Source organism: Leptothoe sp. ISB3NOV94-8A (assembly GCF_043421595.1).
GTDB lineage: Bacteria > Cyanobacteriota > Cyanobacteriia > Phormidesmidales > Phormidesmidaceae > Leptothoe > Leptothoe turfae.
On the sequence record NZ_JAXSQW010000001.1, the window covers coordinates 5,620,097 to 5,639,811 of the forward strand.

At 47.2% G+C, this 19,715-nt stretch carries 20 protein-coding genes and 1 tRNA gene; 14 read left to right on the forward strand and 7 right to left on the reverse strand.

Annotated features, from left to right (window positions below):
- Window positions 1-100: 100 nt before the first annotated feature.
- Window positions 101-481 (forward strand): hypothetical protein, encoded by a 381-nt coding sequence (locus tag SPB21_RS24065; RefSeq protein WP_348917854.1) that lies wholly within the window; start codon window positions 101-103, stop codon window positions 479-481.
- 127 nt (window positions 482-608) lie between these two features.
- Window positions 609-2,078: a polysaccharide deacetylase family protein gene (locus tag SPB21_RS24070; RefSeq protein WP_499867876.1), complete on the forward strand. Its 1,470-nt coding sequence runs from the start codon at window positions 609-611 to the stop codon at window positions 2,076-2,078.
- 22 nt (window positions 2,079-2,100) lie between these two features.
- Here the strand turns inward: SPB21_RS24070 and SPB21_RS24075 are convergent, their stop codons facing one another.
- A complete protein-coding gene (locus tag SPB21_RS24075) occupies window positions 2,101-2,856 on the reverse strand; it encodes an amino acid ABC transporter ATP-binding protein (RefSeq protein WP_348917855.1) in 756 nt (251 codons plus the stop codon).
- Between the two features lie 168 nt (window positions 2,857-3,024).
- Between SPB21_RS24075 and SPB21_RS24080 the strand changes: the two genes are divergently transcribed.
- The 3 genes from SPB21_RS24080 to SPB21_RS24090 all read left to right on the forward strand — a co-directional run bounded on the left by SPB21_RS24080 (window position 3,025) and on the right by SPB21_RS24090 (window position 5,167).
- Entirely contained in the window at window positions 3,025-3,393 is a 369-nt protein-coding gene (locus tag SPB21_RS24080; protein ID WP_499867877.1) for a TfoX/Sxy family protein, read from the forward strand.
- Window positions 3,394-3,533: 140 nt separating this feature from the next.
- Window positions 3,534-4,352, forward strand: a complete 819-nt coding sequence (locus tag SPB21_RS24085) for a basic amino acid ABC transporter substrate-binding protein (RefSeq protein WP_490795730.1) — start codon at window positions 3,534-3,536, stop codon at window positions 4,350-4,352.
- Window positions 4,353-4,486: 134 nt separating this feature from the next.
- Window positions 4,487-5,167 (forward strand): amino acid ABC transporter permease, encoded by a 681-nt coding sequence (locus SPB21_RS24090; RefSeq protein WP_006517019.1) that lies wholly within the window; start codon window positions 4,487-4,489, stop codon window positions 5,165-5,167.
- A gap of 12 nt (window positions 5,168-5,179) precedes the next feature.
- On the opposite strand, the gene SPB21_RS24095 is transcribed toward SPB21_RS24090, so the two are convergent.
- The gene (locus SPB21_RS24095; RefSeq protein WP_006517020.1) at window positions 5,180-5,452 is read right to left on the reverse strand and encodes a hypothetical protein; all 273 of its coding nucleotides are present in this window, start codon (window positions 5,450-5,452) and stop codon (window positions 5,180-5,182) included.
- Window positions 5,453-5,607: 155 nt separating this feature from the next.
- Here SPB21_RS24095 and SPB21_RS24100 point away from each other — a divergent pair, with 155 nt between their 5' ends.
- From SPB21_RS24100 to SPB21_RS24110, 3 genes are all read left to right on the forward strand, one after another.
- Window positions 5,608-6,663, forward strand: a complete 1,056-nt coding sequence (locus SPB21_RS24100) for a cation diffusion facilitator family transporter (RefSeq protein ID WP_163659105.1) — start codon at window positions 5,608-5,610, stop codon at window positions 6,661-6,663.
- Window positions 6,638-7,426, forward strand: a complete 789-nt coding sequence (gene xth, locus SPB21_RS24105; protein ID WP_163659106.1) for an exodeoxyribonuclease III — start codon at window positions 6,638-6,640, stop codon at window positions 7,424-7,426. The genes SPB21_RS24100 and xth overlap by 26 nt, the downstream gene beginning before the upstream one ends.
- 178 nt (window positions 7,427-7,604) lie before the next feature.
- Window positions 7,605-7,907: a hypothetical protein gene (locus tag SPB21_RS24110; protein ID WP_006517023.1), complete on the forward strand. Its 303-nt coding sequence runs from the start codon at window positions 7,605-7,607 to the stop codon at window positions 7,905-7,907.
- A gap of 317 nt (window positions 7,908-8,224) precedes the next feature.
- Here the strand turns inward: SPB21_RS24110 and SPB21_RS24115 are convergent, their stop codons facing one another.
- Both SPB21_RS24115 and SPB21_RS24120 read right to left on the reverse strand, forming a co-directional pair.
- Window positions 8,225-9,517 carry a RuBisCO small subunit-like domain-containing protein gene (locus SPB21_RS24115; protein ID WP_499059657.1) on the reverse strand — a complete coding sequence of 431 codons (1,293 nt, stop codon included), beginning with the start codon at window positions 9,515-9,517 and terminating at the stop codon, window positions 8,225-8,227.
- A gap of 252 nt (window positions 9,518-9,769) precedes the next feature.
- Window positions 9,770-10,627, reverse strand: a complete 858-nt coding sequence (locus SPB21_RS24120) for an acyl-CoA desaturase (protein WP_163659108.1) — start codon at window positions 10,625-10,627, stop codon at window positions 9,770-9,772.
- A gap of 148 nt (window positions 10,628-10,775) precedes the next feature.
- Between SPB21_RS24120 and SPB21_RS24125 the strand changes: the two genes are divergently transcribed.
- From SPB21_RS24125 to SPB21_RS24140, 4 genes are all read left to right on the forward strand, one after another.
- Window positions 10,776-11,951 carry a TetR/AcrR family transcriptional regulator gene (locus SPB21_RS24125; protein WP_163659109.1) on the forward strand — a complete coding sequence of 392 codons (1,176 nt, stop codon included), beginning with the start codon at window positions 10,776-10,778 and terminating at the stop codon, window positions 11,949-11,951.
- A gap of 71 nt (window positions 11,952-12,022) precedes the next feature.
- Entirely contained in the window at window positions 12,023-13,156 is a 1,134-nt protein-coding gene (locus SPB21_RS24130; RefSeq protein WP_499867878.1) for a geranylgeranyl reductase family protein, read from the forward strand.
- 353 nt (window positions 13,157-13,509) lie between these two features.
- Window positions 13,510-15,084, forward strand: a complete 1,575-nt coding sequence (locus SPB21_RS24135; RefSeq protein ID WP_163659111.1) for a TM0106 family RecB-like putative nuclease — start codon at window positions 13,510-13,512, stop codon at window positions 15,082-15,084.
- A 141-nt stretch (window positions 15,085-15,225) separates the two neighbouring features.
- Window positions 15,226-15,299 (forward strand) — tRNA-Asp (locus SPB21_RS24140).
- Window positions 15,300-15,351: 52 nt separating this feature from the next.
- Here the strand turns inward: SPB21_RS24140 and SPB21_RS24145 are convergent.
- Together SPB21_RS24145 and SPB21_RS24150 are read right to left on the reverse strand one after the other, a co-directional pair.
- Entirely contained in the window at window positions 15,352-15,690 is a 339-nt protein-coding gene (locus SPB21_RS24145; RefSeq protein ID WP_163659112.1) for a zinc ribbon domain-containing protein, read from the reverse strand.
- A 16-nt stretch (window positions 15,691-15,706) separates the two neighbouring features.
- Complete coding sequence (locus SPB21_RS24150; RefSeq protein WP_499867879.1) at window positions 15,707-16,117, reverse strand: TIGR03792 family protein; 411 nt, start codon at window positions 16,115-16,117, stop codon at window positions 15,707-15,709.
- Between the two features lie 168 nt (window positions 16,118-16,285).
- Here SPB21_RS24150 and SPB21_RS24155 point away from each other — a divergent pair, with 168 nt between their 5' ends.
- Together SPB21_RS24155 and SPB21_RS24160 are read left to right on the forward strand one after the other, a co-directional pair.
- Entirely contained in the window at window positions 16,286-16,609 is a 324-nt protein-coding gene (locus SPB21_RS24155; RefSeq protein WP_163659113.1) for a phasin family protein, read from the forward strand.
- 140 nt (window positions 16,610-16,749) lie between these two features.
- Entirely contained in the window at window positions 16,750-17,304 is a 555-nt protein-coding gene (locus SPB21_RS24160) for an FKBP-type peptidyl-prolyl cis-trans isomerase (RefSeq protein WP_163659114.1), read from the forward strand.
- A 246-nt stretch (window positions 17,305-17,550) separates the two neighbouring features.
- Here the strand turns inward: SPB21_RS24160 and SPB21_RS24165 are convergent, their stop codons facing one another.
- Complete coding sequence (locus SPB21_RS24165; RefSeq protein ID WP_499867880.1) at window positions 17,551-19,539, reverse strand: alpha/beta hydrolase; 1,989 nt, start codon at window positions 19,537-19,539, stop codon at window positions 17,551-17,553.
- Window positions 19,540-19,715: the final 176 nt, after the last annotated feature.

Consider the following 19,715-nt stretch of genomic DNA (forward strand, 5'->3'; position numbering starts at 1 on the left):
TTGCAAACGGACAATTGCAAAATAACAAAGCTTCAAGCATTTTCTATTTGAGGAAGGCACAATTGAAAAGACTCAAAGAGTATGTGGGGTGTTGACCACCGTGAGCCATAGATCCAGCCAAGAAGTCAAAATCGTCAAGTTGGATATATTAGACACCGACTATGCTGCCATGGTTGCTGGTGAACCAATTGCTGATGAACGCAAGCAGCGGTTAGAATCTACCGACCCCCAGGCATTCAAATATATTAGTCGGCAAATCTCAAGATATCGCTACGGTTGTCACACTCAAGAGGAACGAGATGATGCTCTTTATAATATAGGAGCCATAGTTGGGTTGATGACACCTTCAGATATAGAAGACGTCAACGATCGCCTACGTCATACGGGCCATCTGTATCTCACTCAGGGAGAACGATTGCAAATCCTAAATTGGTTAGAAGATGAGTTGGCGGTTTCATTCGAACGTGGAGTTCATGAATAGGTAACCAAAGAGTTTAGTGGGAGAGTTAATCTAGGGTTATCTTTTCTATAAGGGTGGTTTATTTTAAAGCCCGTACCTGGGACACTAGGGATAGAAAATAATCCACCTTTTAATACTCTCCAAGTATATGTCTGCTGCTGTATCTCCCCCAGCTACCTATGATCAAACACTCCCTATGCTTTGTGGCTGGGAGTCATCTATTGAGGAGTTGAGTAGTTTCGACGAGCCAGTTTTTCTGGAACGCAGTAATCTCGATCTCAACAGCCTGTCGGCAGGGTTTGCGATCGCACTTCACATGCACCAGCCGACGATCCCAGCGGGGCCAGAGGGCAAGCTTATCGGCCATTTGCAATATATGTTTGAACACCACTATGAAGGTGACAATCATAATGCTGGACCATTTGCCTATTGCTATGCCCGCATGGGTGATTTTATCCCTGAGCTTGTGAGTCAGGGTTGCAACCCACGGGTCATGCTGGACTATTCAGGGAATTTGCTGTGGGGCCTCCAGCAAATGGGGCGTGACGACATTCTCGATAAGCTCAGAGGGATCACCTGCGATCCTCGGTACCAAACCCATGTGGAATGGTTAGGTACATTTTGGGGACATGCCGTTGCCGCTGCCACGCCACTACCCGATATCAAGTTACATATTCGAGCTTGGCAGCACCAGTTTGCCAGCATTTTTGGATTAGAAGCACTCAAGCGAGTTCGAGGATTCTCATTACCTGAAATGCAACTGCCGAATCATCCCGATGCTCTGTACACGTTGGTTAAAACTCTCAAAGAGACAGGTTATCGCTGGGTCATGGTCCAAGAGCATACCGTGGAAATACTGACAGGTGAGGGAATTCAGCAACCACATCTGCCTCATCGTTTGGTGGCTCGCAACAGTCATGGCGACACAGTGTCGATCACGGCCTTAATCAAAACCCAAGGTTCTGATACTAAGTTAATTGGTCAAATGCAGCCGTATTACGAAGCCAAGACCTTAGGAAAGATACCCCTTGGAAATAAGTCAATCCCACCTCTAGTGAGCCAAATCTCTGACGGTGAAAATGGCGGCGTCATGATGAACGAATTTCCAGGGGCCTTTAAACGAGCCTGGCATGAATCTCGCCATGAGCACACAGTCACCGGAATTAACGGTACCGAATATCTGGAACTGTTAGCAGCAGCCGGAATCAAAGAAAGTGATTTTCCTAACTGTCAGGCTAAGGACCAACATCAACTGTGGCAGGCTCTGGATGGCAACATTACACCAGAACAGGTGGGTGATGCGATCTCACATCTAGCGGAACAAAACACTAGATTTACAGGAGGCTCATGGACTAACGATCGCAGTTGGATCGATGGATATGCCAATGTCATTGACCCCATAGAACGCCTAAGTGCTAGCTTTCACCATGCCATTGCTGCAGTGCCAGCAAGCAAGCAAGCCTACCTAGCATTAAATGCCAACTATCGCCAGGCACTCCTGCACAACCTAATTCTACAAACCAGCTGCTTCCGGTACTGGGGTCAAGGGCAGTGGACAGATTATGCCCAGACAATTTATCAGCGGGGCTGTGAATTTGTTGATCGAGGTTTTGTCTAAAAGGCTTTGACCTAGTTTTGACCTAAACTGTTATCCCATTCATACGACTGAGAAATGTCTGTAAACGCTCACTCTGAGGGTTCTGCAACACGTCTCGAGGAGCACCAGTTTCTTCGACTACACCTTGATTGAGAAATAGGACACGACTCGCGACTTCCCGAGCGAACTGCATTTCATGGGTCACTACGGCCATGGTCATACCATCTTCAGCCAGGGTGCGCATCACCTGAAGCACTTCGCCCACCAGTTCAGGATCTAGAGCGCTTGTGGGTTCATCAAATAGCAAAATGTCAGGTTGCATACAGAGAGAGCGCGCGATCGCAACGCGTTGTTTTTGTCCACCTGAAAGCTGATCAGGATAAGCTGAGGCCTTTTCAGCTAAACCAACTTTATTTAAATAGACGTGTGCTCGCTCTTCCGCTTCCTTAGTAGAAAGCCGAAGCACCTTACGGGGGGACAGCGTCAGATTGTCCAAAACACTCATGTGAGGATAAAGGTTGAACTGCTGAAAAACCATCCCTACTTTTGCTCGCAACTGCTGTAACGCCTTAGCACTCAGATTAGGGGCTGATAAATTGATATTATCTACAACCAACTGACCACCACTGATGGTTTCTAAGCGATTAAAACAGCGTAGTAGCGTGCTTTTACCACATCCCGAAGAACCAATGATGGCAACAACTTCACCACGTTCAATTTGGCCATTAATGCCTCGCAGCACCGATAGGTCGCCATAGCTCTTCTGCAGGTTTGCAAAATAAATTGCGGCTTCTGTCACAACACACCTATCAGTAACATCTTGAAAGGCATCATACCGCTGACATTGTGCTGACGCTACGAATCACAATGTTTTTTAAGTCATGAATGTTTAACAGTAATCACTTACCCGCAGAAATTACGTATCATCGTCGGACAGGTAAGAGGTTTTATTGCTCGGGAATACTCCATGCCATCTCCAGAAACCATGGCTTTCAAAGATAGAATTGTTCACCAATTGAATCAGGTGGCACCCGTTACTTCCCGCTCTATGTTTGGTGGCTATGGTCTCTACGCAGACGGGATCATGTTTGCTCTGATTGCTTATGAAACGCTCTATTTCAAAGTTGATGATGACAATTTAGTCGACTATCTAGAAGCCGACATGGGGCCGTTTCACTATGAACGCCACGGTAAAACCATTCAAATGTCTTACTATCAACTACCCAAAACAGTCCTAGAAGAACCAGTAGAACTTTTGAACTGGATAGAGAAAGCTCAGGCAGCAGCTCGGCGCAGCAAAAAACCGAAGAAGGTAAAGAAACGTAAGCAACCATGACGCTACAAACAACACCGTTTTTTAATTCCTGGTAGTTTAAACTACACGTTTGAGTCAGATATCAGGGTGATTCAGCCCTAGCGTCTTATCTTCTGCGGTAGATCAGTGACGTCATAACAATAAGGAGCCGATTAAGCATTATGAAACGGTCTCAATTCATAAGAAACGCGTGTTTAAGTCTGGGAGCAGCTGTCGTACTGGCGGCCTGCGGTAGTGGTGGTGATGTCTCCACAACCCCCAGCGCTGATGGTGGCGATGCTGCTGGTCTATGGCTAGTGGGTACTGAGCCCGCCTTCCCTCCCTTTGAGTCTCAGGATGACAGCGGTGAACTTGTAGGGTTTGATATTGACTTGATGAAGGCCATTGGTGAGCAGGCTGGTGTCGAAGTTCAGTTTGAAAGCTTACCCTTTGATGGTCTAATTCCCGCTCTACAGGCTGGCACCATCGAAGCAGCCATTAGCGGCATGACCATTACTGAAGAACGGGCTCAGACAGTGGATTTCTCTCGCCCCTACTTCCGAGCTGGTCTAGCGATCGCAGTAGCTGAAGATGATACTGAAACCACATCATTCGAGAGTCTAGAAGGAAAAACCATCGCTGTACAGCTGGGTACTACAGGTGCAGAGATGGCCGGTACGATTAAGGATGCTAAAATCAGCACCTTTGATTCAGCGCCATTAGCACTACAAGAACTCTCTAATGGCAATGCTGATGCTGTGATTAACGATGCGCCGGTAACGTTGGATGCGATCGCGACTGGCAATATTGGCGGCGTCAAGGTTGTAGGTGAATTGATAACCGAAGAATTCTATGGCATCGCGATGCCCAAAGATTCGCCAAACCTTGAGGCTTTAAATACAGCCTTAGCCGAACTGATTGAAAACGGCACCTATGATGCCCTCTATGAAAAGTGGTTTGGCACCACTCCTGTCGGCACCTTACCGGAAGCTGGCTTTTAGAGGAGAGCTTGAACCTTAAAATTCCATGGAAGATCCGTGTCTTCCATGGAATTTGAGCAAGAATCTTAGCCTTACCCCAATATTCAGGTCCTAGCACTACTCCTTAACAGGTCCTCACAAGGGAACCTATCGACGTGGAATATATTATTAATGCTCTGCCCGCCCTACTGCGGGGTGCCTTAACGACCATACAGTTGACAGCCCTAGCCATCTTCTTTGGCTTTATTGGTGGCACATTGCTCGGCACCGCCAGACTCTCCAAGTTCTGGCCCATACGTTTGGCCACCCGTGCTTACATTGAATTTTTTCGAGGCACGCCGCTGCTGGTCCAAATCTTCTGGATTTACTTTGGCTTTCCAGCACTCTTCAAAAGCCTGGGATTAAGCTTTACCTTTGACCGGTGGTCCGCTGGCGTTCTTGCCCTGAGCCTGAATTCAGCGGCCTATGTAGCTGAAATTGTCCGAGGTGGCATTCAATCAATTGATCGCGGGCAGTGGGAAGCAGCTTCATCCATGGGTCTAGATGCGATTCAAACCCTACGCTACATTGTTTTACCCCAAGCCCTGCGACGCATGATCCCACCTTTAGGGAATGAGTTCACCACATTACTCAAGGACACGAGCTTGGTCGCTGTTATTGGCTTGGAAGAACTCTTTCGTCGCGGTCAGCTGACTGTAGCCACCAACTTTCGCGCATTTGAAATTTATACAGCTGTTGGTCTGACCTATTTGGCATTAAACCTGATGTTCTCCCAAGGATTTACATGGTTAGAGCATTGGACAGATCCGACCGAGAAAGCAAAACGCAACGCTTAACTCTCCCATCCACTATTTTCGCCGCCTTGATGACCGATGCTTACTCCCCGGCGGCGTCCGATGAGCACCAAAATATTTTTCGCTGCGATATCGCAACCAGACTCGTAGTTGCTGTGGCACTTTTTCCTTCTGCACCTTAGTAAGTTGGCTATACAACTTTAAGGCGCGCTCCCGCTCACGACGACAGGCGGCATTATTGTGAGCATCCCAAAGTTTTTTAGCAAGACGAATGCGGCGATTAGTTTCCTTGATCAGAGCATCGCCTTGGAGGGGTTGGTCGGGCATATTGTCACAAGGTTAATTGTTGGTTTTGGTTAGGTGTGGCACCCTCATATAGTAAACACCCTGATGCATCAGGGTGTTTGCGTGTCACATTGGCGGGACAACAAAACGCTTTCATCAGACACGCTTTGGCATAAGCAATGTGACCAATATCAAGTATGCATAATCATGGTTTTGGGGCTTGCGACTGCCCCGCAGAGACGTCGCCAGAGAAACTTAGAGTATTGGCCATTGCCCTCGTGATGGTGGCAATTTTTTCAGCGGTGGAACTGCGGGTGAGTCACCACAGCCACAGTTTATCGCTGGTGGCAGATGCAGGCCATATGATTGCTGACGTGTTTGCGATCGCAATGACCCTACTCGCTGCCTGGATCGCCCGCTGGCCCACGTCATCCCATGCGCCTTTTGGTTACCGTCGCGTGGAAATCTTAGCCGCCCTGGTGAATGGCATTGGTCTTTTATTAATTGCAGGTTGGATTGGCCAAGAATCTATTGCGCAACTACAGACACCGCCCAGTGAGATTTTAACAAAACCCATGGCGCTGACGGCGTTAGGAGGTTTAGGTGTTCATGGCATCAACGCCGTTTTACTCCATCGCCACACTGATGATGATTTGAATTTGCGGGGGGCATTTCTACATACCCTGGCCGATGCACTCAGCTGTTTGGGGGTTTTATGTGTAGCGGCAGTTGTGCAGTGGTTTGGGTGGCAATGGACAGATGGGTTGGTAAGCATTGCGATCGCGCTGCTCATCTTTGCCGGAGCGATCCCACTGATCCGCCAGAGCCTCAGCATTTTGCTAGAGCAAACACCCAACAACATTAGTCTGCAAGAGATTGAGCAAAATTTGCTTATCTTTAAAGACATCACCAAAGTAGAGCAGCTTAAGGTTTGGACCATCGCACCGGGTCAAATTCATTTGACGGCAAACCTCACTGTAAATACGGCTAGTGCTGGTCGACGCGATGTCTTGTTGAATCGCCTCCAAACTTCACTGTTCAAGGACTTTGAGATTACTGAAGCAACGCTACAAATGACGTCTACAGCATCGGTTGCTCTATCAACGCTGCCCAATACTAAAATACGAGAGCTAATTCAGACGACATCTGATGTATCGGCCACCCCCAAGGGGAGCCCCTACCCAATGACGGAGCTGGATAGCGTTGTCTCTGCTGAAACCGAATCGAATGCAAGTCGCTTCTTGGAACGTTAACTCTGTTCGCACTCGTCTTGGCCATGTCACTGATTGGCTCAAGGCAAATTCAGACGTAGATGTGCTGTGTCTCCAAGAGACAAAAGTCGTTGATGCTGACTTTCCCAAAACCCCCTTTGAGGAACTTAACTATCACACTTACATATACGGACAAAAAGCCTATAACGGTGTAGCCCTCATCAGTAAAACGCCCTTAGACGATGTGCGCATGGGATTTGGAGCAATCCTTGATGAGGATACCGTTGGCCATCTGGACGATCAAAAACGAGTTATTAGTGCTGTGTTAGATGGCGTGCGCATTCTTAACTTATATGTGCCCAATGGATCTTCCATCGGTAGTGAAAAGTATGACTATAAGATGCGTTGGCTCGCTTTACTCAAACTGTATCTGACCAAAACTCTTGAGGAAACTGCCAAGCTCAATGTCTGTGGTGACTTCAATATCGCCCTAGAAAACAAGGATATTTATACCGATGAGAAGCGGGATAAGCACATCATGTCTTCTCCATTAGAGCGTAAAACTCTACAAGACCTGCTCACCGTAGGATTAGCGGACGCTTTTCGTAAATTTACAGATGAAGGTGGTCACTTCAGCTGGTGGGATTATCGAGCTGCTTCGTTCAGGCGCAATCTGGGATGGCGCATTGACCACCATTACTTATCGCCTGAACTGTATAAGCAAGCCAAACGCTGCTGGATTGATGTCGAACCACGCAAGCTGGAAAAACCTAGCGATCATACCCCTGTAATTGTTGAGTATTAACCGATCAAACACGGGTACTTGATATAACGACCTACCCGGAAGCCAAGTAATACAATAGGTGCTAGGCTTTAAATGAGGGTAAAGCTTCTCCCTCATCCTGGGTATCTTGTTTTAAAAACAATCTGCGTAGCCCCTTAGCAGAAAGGCCCAAATCGTCTATGCAGTTTTCAGGTACCTTGTGAATACTTTTTTAGCTGGCCCAGATTGCCCAATTCTCGATCCACCCGAGTTAGAGACTGCCCTACACTTCTTAGAAATTTTTACAAATCTAGAAGACGAATTTAATCGGATAGATCTGGTCAATACTGGTTTATTTGATTTAGAGCATCCGGAAACTGCGCAACAACTGGACCTGACTGGTGCTATCAGAGCAATTAAAAGCAAAAGCCGACTTGCCAAAAACGTTCTCCGTTGGGTTGAGGACAATCATTATAATCTTGATAGTGAAGAGCTTACAGGAACAGAAGTTCTTACCAGTTAGACATCTTAGTCAAGGTAGTAAGCTTTAGTTTATCCATAAATAGTGTTTCTCTCTCTAAATCTCACAGATGCCGTCTTTAGCGAGCAATGAGATTTTTTAAAATATCTTTCCTTTACGGCCTACACCAGTTGTTTGAAGCAATGCAACGGCTGCTGCACTTGTTGAGGCTAGGAGCTTTATCTAAAATACAACAATCTCTTGAGTAAATGTAACAACAACAGAAAACAAAACAGAGATTATTGTTAGTGATACCAAGTCCGAGTGGGTATTGATGTTCATGTATATCCCTTAGCGCTGGCATTCCCTCCTAAGTTCCTTTAGGGTCGATGAATAATTCGCTCTAACACTCGTCGCTTACTGTTGGGATCAATACCAATCAAACGCACATAATCCTGGCCATGATCAACTAAGCACTGTGCAATTGCCTGAAGTGCCTGTCCTTCACTACCACCATTAATCACCGGGCAACTCTGCCAAGCATTGGTCCGAAAGCGACGCTTATCCACATATTCCATGCCGACCTGATAGCCCTGAGTCATTAGATTACGCACATTCTGCTGCACCTCATCAGGCAGAGAACTAGCAGCAACCACTGACTGCGACTGGGGTGTAGCAGGAGTGTTGTGTGAAGCACCGTTAGGTTCTTCTACCGGCTGTAACGGCACCGAGGGCGCAGGCTGATAAGCACGATAGTAGTTACCGTTGCCGTTGCTGCGATTCTCCCCGACCTTGTTCAGAGCCTGGTTATATTCCTGCACTAATCTCATTTCCTGAAGGCGACGCTGTTCGCGGACCAAACGCTGACCCACTTCAATCAGATGGCCAATACGGAAATCAGGCTTTTTGAAGCTGGGGGGAGTTTTCGTATTCACCACATTACGAGAAACATTTTCCACCCCTACACGATGAATAAAATCAATGATTTGCTCATCGTAGATTTGCGATCGCAGTGCCCCATAGAAATCAATTGCCTGGTTCGGAAACGTATCCACCAGGGTCTCAATATCATTACGACTTAGACCATCGGGTGCAAAGATTCCTCCCACAATTCCCAAACGATCGTCTCGGTTCGGCTCCCAGTAAAATTTCTGCATGCGCCCATCGCGAACTAAGGGAGCATAGAGCGTGGCAAAGTCATTACCCGTCACCACAATCGGAATACGCGGTAGCGGCGTTTCGTCATAGCTACCCGGCAGCTGCACATTGGTCGGATTATCCGCAATATTCATCAGGGTGTTATTCACCAGTTGCGTATTCACGGTGTACTGAGTCATGCCATCAAAGCGACCAGCTCCAGCATCCAGGTCATTGATCATCAGCACGGCCATTTCGCCGCGAATTTTGACCAGCTCAGCGGCTTCGCGGTAGCGCAAACGAATTAAACGAGCTGGGTCTCCCGCATCTGGGCTCTCTAGTTCGCCACCAGAAACATGAACTACATTCACTCCCATACGCTTGTACACCAGCTCACACTGAAAGGTTTTACCCTCCCCTTTGCGGCCATGGATACCGAAAATCAGCGGCAGCTTCACCTGGGGTAACTCCAAAAAGTTCTTAGTAATGTGAACTGCCAAAGCGTTAAGAAAACGGGGTGAGATGTAGTAAGCCACGGGGATAGAGAGTTCTTAGTTCTTGGTTCTAGGTTTTGAGTGGGTTGGAGGTCTTGACAATCAGCTCTGAATCCTGGCACTTAATCGAGGCCTCTCTCACGCAAAACTTAGAACTAATCCAGTATCTCGCCTGTAGGGGATTCATGTATAGGGATCAAGGCATTAAAACGATAGACGCTAAAAGAGGTATAGCCCTTCGTTTTCTCTGGAGCTATACCTCTTTGCTATTTGATGCTCTAGTTTTGAACTTACCTAACGATGTGTCGCTGGAATACGCTTCACTTTCTTAGCCCAGCCCAGACGCTCAAACAGCAGAATGGTGTACCAGGTAACATCGATCTCCCACCATTTCCAGCCGGTCTGAGCAGCACGAGGATAGGTGTGGTGATTATTGTGCCAGCCTTCACCGTAGGTGACTAGAGACACCCACCATAGATTACGAGCATTATCATCTGTATGAAATGTACGATAGCCCCAAGTATGGGTAGCAGAATTAACTAGCCAAGTTGCATGCCACAAACAGACTGCTCGGACAAAAACACCGTAGATAACAAAGGACCAGCCGCCAATAGCGTAGAGCAATAGTGCAAGCAGCACTTGAAATAATAGAAAATAGTTATTCAAAAAGCGGTAGAATGGCTGACGCATGAGGTCAGGCGCATACTTACCGTAGTAATTTTTATCAAAGTTTTCACGGTGGGGATACAGAATCCAAAGCATATGACTCCACCAAAAGCCGCGCTTGGCTGAATAAGGGTCTTTATGCACATCTTCTGTAAACGCATGGTGTTTACGGTGACCGCTGACCCAAAAGATAGGGCCCCCTTCCATTGCCAGTGTTCCTAGCACAGCGATGGGGTATTCCAACCAGCGAGGCACCTGAAAGCTACGATGGCTCAGCAATCGATGGAAACCCAGGCAAATGCCTACACCGCCACATAACCAGTGCAATAAAATGGCGACACCCAGTGCAGACCAGGAGAAAAACCAGGGTGCCAGCAGGGCAACACCGTGAAATACGGCAAAGAAACCAAACGTGACCCAATCCATAGGTGGGCGTTTAACCTCAGGTTGAGGATCCAGCCGCGGTTGGGTTAATTGTGCAGTCATACAGTCCTCACTGTCGTTGATATTGGCAAATTCTTAGAGGGTTTCAGCTGACAGCCGCTACTCTCTGAACACTTTGCAAGTATCGCTTGCATTAAACTTAGAGTAGCAATGATTCCTTTAAGTTGCAAGTAGCACTTGCAAGTCGTCCATGTCTCCGACTTCAACTCGCCATCGACTCACTCAGGCAGCGTTTGAACTTTTCTTGTCTCAAGGCATTAGCCACACGACAACTCGACAGATAGCCAATATGGCTGAGGTGAATGAGGCTACCTTATTTCGCAATTTTGGCAATAAGTACGGTCTGCTCCTGGCCATCTTGCAAGAGTCACCTGCATTAAATGCCCAGCCCCCGCTCCACGGCGAATATTCACCGGATGTCCTGCAGCTTTATTTGGATGAACACCTACAGCTACTGGAGCGATATCCCAACTTTGTACGCTCTCTTATTGGTGAGTCTGACCAGTATCCACCTGAACATCGCGCCGCTTTACAGCTAAGGCTGGGGGAAATTCAACAAGCCATTGCTAACCATCTAGGGCAAATGTTGGATACATCATCTCTCCCAGCAGCAGAACTCACCCGGTTGATCGGTGCTGCTTTAGTGGGCTACACGGTGATTGAAACCACTAGCGGAGATTCTCTCTGGGAGGATCGAAGTCATTTTTTGGAGTGTTTGACTAAATTAATTAGCACTCCACACAACGAGTCAATGGCAACTGTCTCTGAGTCAGCACCAGCCCTAGTGGTTGATTTGCCCACCAGCTGGGTACATCAGTTGATGAAGCAGACTCGAAGTATTGGGTTCCAGGATCATGCGATCGCACTTCTTCTCTTCGGTGCCGGGCTCCTACCGATAGAAATTACTCGATTGCAGCGCTCGCACCAAATTTGCGATAAATCCCAACACATTTTGCAGGTGACGGGGACCAACGGCCCTCGCCAGGTCACGGTTAACCAATGGATTTTAGGTAAACGCTACGGTTCTTACACCAGCAATCCCCTGACCAAATGGCTCAAAAACCGCAAAGACGATGCCAGCGCCATGTTTATTGATGAAGCGGGCAACCCTATGACCGTGACAGAGCTGCAAGAACGCTGGGAATTTTGGTGGCAAGGCCTGAATATGGTTGTGGAAATGCCTAAACTGATTCAAGCGCGACAAACTTGGTGTGTGGAAATGCTTATGCGGGGTATTAGCCTTGAAAATCTCAGCATTTTGACGGGATGTGAGGCCGCTACACTACAACCCTATGCTCAGCGGGCTAAGGAAAAGGGTGCGATCGCTGCCGCCGCCCAACTCGATCGAAAAGCACCGCCATCGTAATCAACCATTGCGCAACGCTCTAGTCTGGGTAAACTACACCACATACTAACCCATCAAATTTAATTGAATTTATGGCATCTTTCTACGATTGCGTCGTTGTAGGCGGTGGCCCAGCTGGTGCCACAGCAGCCTACCATCTAGCAAAAAATGGCCATTCTGTACTGATATTAGAAAAAAGCAAACTGCCTCGTTACAAACCCTGCGGCGGTGGCGTTTGCCCCAAGGTAGCTGAATGGTTTGATTATGACTTTGAACCAGTGATTTCGCAAAAAGTCACCCAGGTTCGCTACACCTACAACATGGAAGATGAAGTCATTTCTGAACTATCGGAACCCATTTGGATGGTGCGCCGCGACGAGTTTGACCATTACATGGTGCAGCAGGCCCAAAAGCAGGGAGCTGTTCTACAGGAAGCCACCAAAGCCACAGGCATCGAGTTTAAGGATGGTTGCTGGCATATCAGTACATCTGCTGAGCCAGTGGTAGGGCGATATCTCATCGCCGCAGACGGTGCTAAAGGTCCAATGGCAAAATGGCTGGGCTTTAAGCAACGCAAAACGGTTATGGCCGGGGCGATTGAAACGGAGCCTCGACTGCCAGTTCACGATGGCCACATCGTCCATTTTGAATTTGGCCTACTTAAAAATGGCTATGTCTGGAATTTTCCGAAGGCAGATGGCTATTCCTTAGGTAGTGGAGCATTTGTCTCAGCTAAACGCAAATCTCGTGATCTAGTGCAGCCTCTCGCCGACTACTCCAAACAATTTGGAGTGGAGATCGATGAGGAAACCAAACATGGACATCCTATTTTTCTTTGGGATGGTGATCAGACACTGCATACCACCCAAGCTGTATTAGCTGGGGAAGCCGCTTGCGTGGTAGATCCATTTACTGCCGAGGGTATTCGGCCCTCTATCTTTAGTGGTCTCAAGGCCTCTGAAGCAGTTCACAGCGCCCTCAGCGGCAACGAACAGGCTCTGACTAACTATACCCAAACCATGATTGATGAATGGGGCAATGAAATGCGTTGGGCCGCTCGTCTGGCTAAGGCATTTTATTTGGCACCTAACGTTGGCTATCGCGTTGGCGTCAAACAACCCAAAGGCACGCAGATCATGGGCGATGTCTTCCTAGGGAAACTACGCTATTCCGATGTGGTGACACGGGGATTAAAGCGCATTAGCACAGGATTATTTTCAGCGTAAGCCAACAGTACTGCTGGAGTGCCATTACATGCAACGTCTGCACACCCAAAAGTTGGAGTCTAATTACACTTTGGAGTTCTTAGTTTTGAGTTCATGCCGGTGCCAATATCGAGCACGGAATTCAAAACTCAAAATTTATAACTAAGAACTCGTCACTGCCTACAAAATTCTTTCCCCGTACCATTATTGCGATTTCCGCTCCAGCGTGTTACTACAATAAGCAAATGCTGCGTTACATTAGTCGCAAACGCTCTGCCTCTGCCAAAGAGTACGCTCTATTGCTTTGATGATTTCAATACTTTTGGTTGCGTCTTGCCGACAGGCTTGGGAGGATTTTGGTTGCTAGGTTACCTATGCCGCCAAGTCAGGATGCTGGTTCCGCTACACCAGCATCTACTCTTCAGTGGACATCAACTGCATCCTCCTGGTCACTTGAGCAAACGAAACCAGATCAAATTATTCAGGACAGTACACTTTTTACCTTTCTGCGCTGTCAACGGCGGGCATATTTGGATGCCTATGGCGATGCAGACCTACAATCAGAGCCCAGCGATTATCTAGTCAAGCTGAAAAGCGATAGTGCCGTCCATCGACAAACTGTCTTAGCAGACTTTCACCCCGTTAATCGCCCCCCTCGCCATGCAGGTAATGTTGCTGCTACAGCCCAGGAAACATTTACCCTAATGCAGCAAGGGGTGGAACATATTTTTCGAGGAACTGTAGCCGCCATCAATGCAGATGGCTCCATTGGCTATGTTAGCCAGCCAGATCTTTGGATTAAACAACCAGGTGTTTCATGGCTGGGCAATTGGTACTACGTTCCCTTAGACATCAAGTTAGGTAAAAAGCCTAAGCAAGAATATCAGCTGACAGCCGCCTTCCATGCCTATGTATTGGCAGCCTGGCAAGGAGTCGTTCCAGCAGAGGCCCATCTACGCCTTAAAGAACGTCATTACGTTATCGATCTTGAGAAACAATGGCCAACGCTTCTGGAGCTTCTAGACACCTGTGAAACTGTATTGACATCAGGGGAGACACCGGATGTTTTTATCAGCCGGAGTCGATGTGACATGTGCGTGTGGCTCAATCATTGTTATGAAGTCGCCCAGCAACAAAATCATTTGTCTCTCCTGCCTGGGGTCACCCTCAACCGCTATCGCCATTTAGAAAAGCTTGGACTCACAACGGTTGAAACCCTGGCACGAAACCAGCCCGCCACGTTGGCTCAGGCCTCAGGTTTTGAGTTGAAAGTGGCAGAAAAACTAGTGCATCAGGCCCAGGCAAAACTTTCGGGAGCTGCGATCGCACGTACCGACGCCAACAATAACTTCACTCTGTCTCCCCAGGAATTGCCCAGTGCCCCCATCGAACTATATTTCGACATTGAAGCCGCCCCCGACAAAGACCTGGTTTATCTCCACGGGATTTTGGTTGTCGACACCCAAACCCATAACGAAACCTTTATCCCACTCGTAGCCCGAGAGCCTGAGGGCGAAGCTAGTGCCTGGCATCAATTTCAACATGTGATTGCCCACTATCCAGACTCGCCGATCTACCATTTTTGTCCCTATGAAGCCCAGACCGTAAGACGCCTAGCCGAACGATATGGCAGCATTATCGATATCGATGAACTGCTTAGCCGATTTGTCGATATCCATAAACGCATCGTCGATTCCGTCACCTTACCGATCGAAAGCTATGCCCTTAAGCACATTGCCCGCTGGATTGGCTTTGAATGGCGAGACAGCAGTGCAAATGGAGCCCAGTCTATCTGCTGGTATGACAATTGGCTATCGAGCCAGAATGAACAATATCTCAATGATATTTTGAAGTATAACGAAGACGACTGCCGGGCCACATTTTGGGTCAAACAGTGGCTCGCTAACTTTGCAGCCCCTATTTGGAAAGACAACGCAGAAGCCGGATAATCTCTGTAGGGTCCCTATTTAGCTATAGGGTCCCTATTTGGAAAGACAACGCAGAAGCCGGATAATCCCCACTGCCTAAAAAAGTTGCACTAACTGTTTGACAAAGTACCCATAACTAAGCAAAATAGAGATCGCTCGTAAGGGCCTGTAGTTCAATTGGTTAGAGCACCGCCCTGTCACGGCGGAAGTTGCGGGTTCGAATCCCGTCAGGCCCGTTAAAATTAAGTTTAATTTTGTAGAGACGCTCCATAGAACGTCTCTAATTTTTTAAATAACTACCAACACAACACTGATTAGAATCAGCGCTGCCAGCATTAGCCACCCGGAATATTTACGCCACCACGGAATTGTATAGATCTTCGAAGCTTCGGGCACTGGCTTTTGAGCAGTGTCTACATACAGGGTGCATGTAGTGGCTTGAGGCCGCTGTGGAAACGTGCAGCTATCATCTTGATGATACACACAGGTATCACACAGATAAGTGCCACCCTCAGAACGATGCAGGTCAATGCCAGGATGTCCATGGGCTTTCAGCTCTAACCCACAGTTAGAGCAAGTGACTGCATTAATGAATACGGACTGATGACATCGAGGACAGCTGGGCATATGCGTTTGCTCTAAACTACGGAGCCTTTGGATCTGGAACGATAAATTCTTTAGATTCCATTAGATCATAGTCAATGCCCAGGGCCGCATCAAAGCGCTGATTGATTTGTTCTAGCTCCTCTTCAGGAATTGATTTCCATTGCTCACGAGTAGCCCAAGCAATGACAAAAATTACTTCATCATCGTGGTTCGGGTCTAGCCAAGTGGTCTTATCTAAAAAACCGGGATAGGACTCGAGAGCTGTGGTCCAAATTTCCTCGTCAATTTCTAGATAACGACCACGCTGAGCAGGCTCTACTCTGAATTTTAGCCATTCAATCACCATAGACGGCTGAGGATTAAGGGTCGCTTCAGCATGGACGGGAGTACTGGCCCAGACAATCACCGTCCAGACAGCCATTAAACACCATAGAACTCTCTGAACCATACGGTTAACCGCCCGTCGAATACGTCAATAGTTTGCCAGAATAAGTTTATCTAAGCCGACAGCGCATCCAAAACTGTAGAAGGTGTGGGTTACATTTCGGGGTTTCCTACAAGTTTCCTACGACTGCCGGTTCGATAAGTCTCATCATCCATCACCTAGAGTTAAGCTATGGACTCATCCAATCTATTTCGGCAACTTCTAATGTTGGGCATTGGCACTACATCACTCGTTGCTGAACAGCTACGGCAGGTGACTGAAGATTGGGTCAAAGATGGCAAGCTTAATCCAGAACAAGCCCGCGGATTCGTCGATGACTTCATGTCTCAATTCAACATCGACCAGGCCGCTATCGATGAACAACTCCAGCGTCAGATTCGTAATATCATGCAAGACTTGGGTGTGCCACGCCAGACGGAAATGGATGAACTGCGGGGCCGCTTAGATCGCCTGGAGCGCCAACTTAGAGATTTAGAAAATAAACAATGGCGTTAGAGCCTAGTAATCTATTACCTGTACCGGCACTAAATGTGACATGAGTCCTACCTAATTTTTAGGAATCGTAACGTACAATTTGGATGCAGGTTACGAGCTGATGCATCAGCTCTTGCGCTATCGCACTGGGAGAACGAACTGTGAAAGAAGTTTTTATTAGCCTGGGGGTTTTCACCATTTGCTGTGTAGTTGCACTAGCTACTCAGCTACGAGGAAGTGAAGCTGTTGCCGGTAACTTGACCGTAGACATAGGCACGACCGATTCTGTCACGTCTACGCTTGTCGCCCAAGCAGAACCTGACCCACCAACCGAAGAAACAACCGAGGAACCTACGACCGATATGGCCGAAAATATGACAACTACGGACTCCGGCCTAATGTACGAAGACCTTGAGGTCGGTACTGGAGCTCTACCTACACAAGGTCAAGCCGTGACAGTGCATTACACTGGTACGTTAGAAAACGGTGAAAAGTTTGACAGTAGTCGCGATCGCAACCGTCCTTTCTCCTTTACCATCGGTGTTGGCCAGGTAATCAAAGGTTGGGATGAAGGTGTTGCTACTATGCGTGTGGGCGGTCGTCGTAAGCTAGTCATTCCCCCCGAACTAGGTTACGGTGCCCGTGGCGCAGGGGGTGTTATTCCCCCCAATGCCACACTCATCTTTGATGTAGAACTGATTCGCGTTGGTGGCTAAGAAATTAGCAAAAATCAAGTGAACGGCAAAAAGGGCTGCTCATATGAGCAGCCCTTTTTGCAGACACCGTATCTAAAAAATATTTGCCCCCTTGCCCAACCAATGGTCAGAAATCCCCCATGAGGAAGCAGCAAACATGGGTTCTGCAAAATAGTTGTTAATGTCTCTCCTAAACTACGAGACTGTAAAGTTCAACGACTACTTTACCGTACAAGACCTGTATACTTCACCTGAGCAGTGATTGAATTATTTCACGATGACTTCAAAACCCTGATTTTGAAGAGATTCCAACATATTATCCGACTGCAAGACTTCAGTGGACTCTTGATCAATGGCTGCGATCAGTTCTTGCTTATTGTCTGCAATACTTGCTCCTTGAATATTCACACGGTAGCGCATAGGAGAGAGAAAACTCTGAATTCCCAAGGCACGACATTGCAAATGCAATTTACTCAACGCCACATGAGGATCAAAGGCCATATTTGGATCGTTATCCAATGTTTTTAGATATCCTTGAAAGCCTAGGAATGCAATACGATAGATCATTGATTGGGTAAACTGTCCCTGGAAATAGCCTCCATGGACATCTCGTATTCCGAACACTCCATCCACCATCAACATTAGATAATCCCACCAATTCAAAGCTTTTCTACGGTTAGCACGGGTCAGAAGCCCCTTTGTCTCTTCACTAGTGACATCTTCTTTGACTGAGAAGGTAAAGTCTTTATAATCAGTGCAGTCAAAGTAAGTAAAGAAATCAGCAATCGTAATTTGAGCAGTCGTTTGAGATGGGGAATTATTTATCGTCTCAGATTGACTAGCTTTGATACAATCCTGCGATATTTTAGCTAACGTATTGTAGCCATCTTTTTTACACCAGTTATAGGTAAGGAATAAATGCTCCATAATCTTGTAAGGATTACGAGCAATAGAATCCGCTAAAGACGAACCTGGGAAAAAACATTCATCTAAAGCTGACAAGTTAACAATGCCGTAATCCTTAGAGTTGTTATGATCAGCTTTCAACGAAACATTCCCTAAACGATAACCCATTGCTTCTGTCGTACTAGGAAACGTAAAGTAATTAGCTGTCGCCGAAGCAATCCGCAACGCCAAATCGCCTTCACTACTGAATAAATAGGACTCTGAAAATCGTCTTAAAGAAGATGAGAGAAAATTTACTCGGCTCGACACAATAGTCAAAATCGGAATATCCGGAGACGTTAAAATCAGCCGCTCTAACCGGAAAACAGATCCAATATCGGCTGGAGGTTTGTTACTAATGGAGCGCGTATCAAACACATCGGATAAAATCCGTACCACATTGGTAACCACAAAACCACCCATGCTGTGTCCTAAAAACGAGAGTTTTATTTTACGATGGGTTTGTTTCCAGAATTGGGCTGCTTTGTCACAAGGATATTGCTCGTTGGGATTTTGTCGCTTGATATCAGCAGCTTTTAAGTTCACTAATTCCCGGTCAATTTGGCGCAGCAATTCAACGAGATCCAGAACTCCAAAGTTGTGAGCTCGGTAGCGATCGCGAAAATAAACCACCATGCGCAAAATAACCAGTGTAATAATTATGGTGGATAGGCCTAAGAACAAAAGCAATAGAGGTACTACTATTAGACCCGCCAGCGTTTTATCCCAGGCCATAAGTTCTACAATTAGCAGAATTAGCGCCCCACCAAACCCTAGAAACATCAAATCTCGCGGTAAAGGAGGCAGCGCTTTGCAAGCTTCTCCTAAACGCCGAAACTCAATATTCTCTGACGGCCAGCGATAGCCGATGAAGACCTGGTTGCCTTGCCCTGGAATCACTGTGTCGTATCGGTTAATATATTGAAAAATATTCTTATACCAATCTCGAACAGAGCTGCGACCACTGTTATATCCGTGAACAGTAATCATGAGTTCAGGGTCAGGTCCCTCCTGTTTAGAACAGATATCATAGAGATGCCGGGCAATTTCCTTCACACCCCGTGCCGCTGCCTGCATCTCTGACTCTTGCATGGCTTTGGCATTTTCAATATTTGGTGGTGCGCTACTCATCACAAAATAGCCAGGAATGGAAGCCCGCTTACGTTCAGGGGTGCCAATGTGCACAAGCCTGACCTGGGAAGCATCTTGACCTGCGTCAATATCTTGATCCACATGGGATTCATGGTCTTGTGATAGCTCGTCTCGAAAGACAAACTTTCGTAAGATCACTGGCAACGGTTTAGATTCCATGGTGTTCCCCCTGACAGGAGTCTAGATATCTAGATAATTTTCAGCTCTAATGCACAGTTGTCTGCCGCAAGGTCATGGTGATGGGTAGAGCCGTACGTCCTTCAACACTCAGGCAATTACTTGAATCTACAAGTTCCATTTGATATTTTCCGTAGTGCGATGGGCTGGAATAATGT